The organism is Enterococcus cecorum (assembly GCF_052119425.1).
Taxonomy (GTDB): domain Bacteria; phylum Bacillota; class Bacilli; order Lactobacillales; family Enterococcaceae; genus Enterococcus_E; species Enterococcus_E cecorum_C.
In genome coordinates this window covers 1-622 of record NZ_JBQKFH010000098.1, presented here as the reverse complement: position 1 = coordinate 622, position 622 = coordinate 1, and the positions used below count along the sequence as shown (strand labels likewise).

Genomic DNA, 622 nt, shown 5'->3' with positions numbered 1-622 from the left:
TTTTTTATCTAAGTTTTGAGGTAAGTTATAGAGTATATCAAAAAATTTGTTGTATTCCTTTTTATGAAAGTGTCCAAGCAGACTTTGATAAATCTCGTAACATTGCTTGAAGCCTTCGTCAAATGAAAGTAAGGTATCTACAACTTCTGTTTGAGTGACGAATTTTTTGTCGAATAATGGGTACTGTAATCGTTTCTCGTAATTCAGATTATCCTCGTGCGTTAAAACGAATTTCCAATATCTTTTTAATTTCGTATAGTGACGAGATTCCTTATTTTTTTGTTCTTTCATGACTTGAATTCGTTTATTATTCAAAGCACGAGTCAATTGCTGGATAATATGGAAACGATCAATGATAATTTCTGCATTAGGAAATATTTCTTTGATAACGTAAGGATAAGAGGCATTCATATCCATTACCACATATTTCACACGGCATCGGTTCTCCAAGCTAAAGCGCAGAAAATAGTCTTTAATCGCAAAATTCCTATGATCATTTAGAATATCAATAATTTTCCCAGTTTCTCCATCACTAAAAATAAAGCATAATTTTGTATGACAATCTTTCGTTCCTTTGAATTCATCAACCAATAGGCATTCAGGTAATTGGTAGGTATAAGGA

General features: G+C 31.8%; 1 protein-coding gene. It reads right to left on the bottom strand.

Translation table 11 applies throughout. The features are described from left to right. A partial coding sequence (locus ACTQZM_RS11965; protein ID WP_441653889.1) for a transposase occupies nucleotides 1-622 on the bottom strand: 622 nt, incomplete at both ends.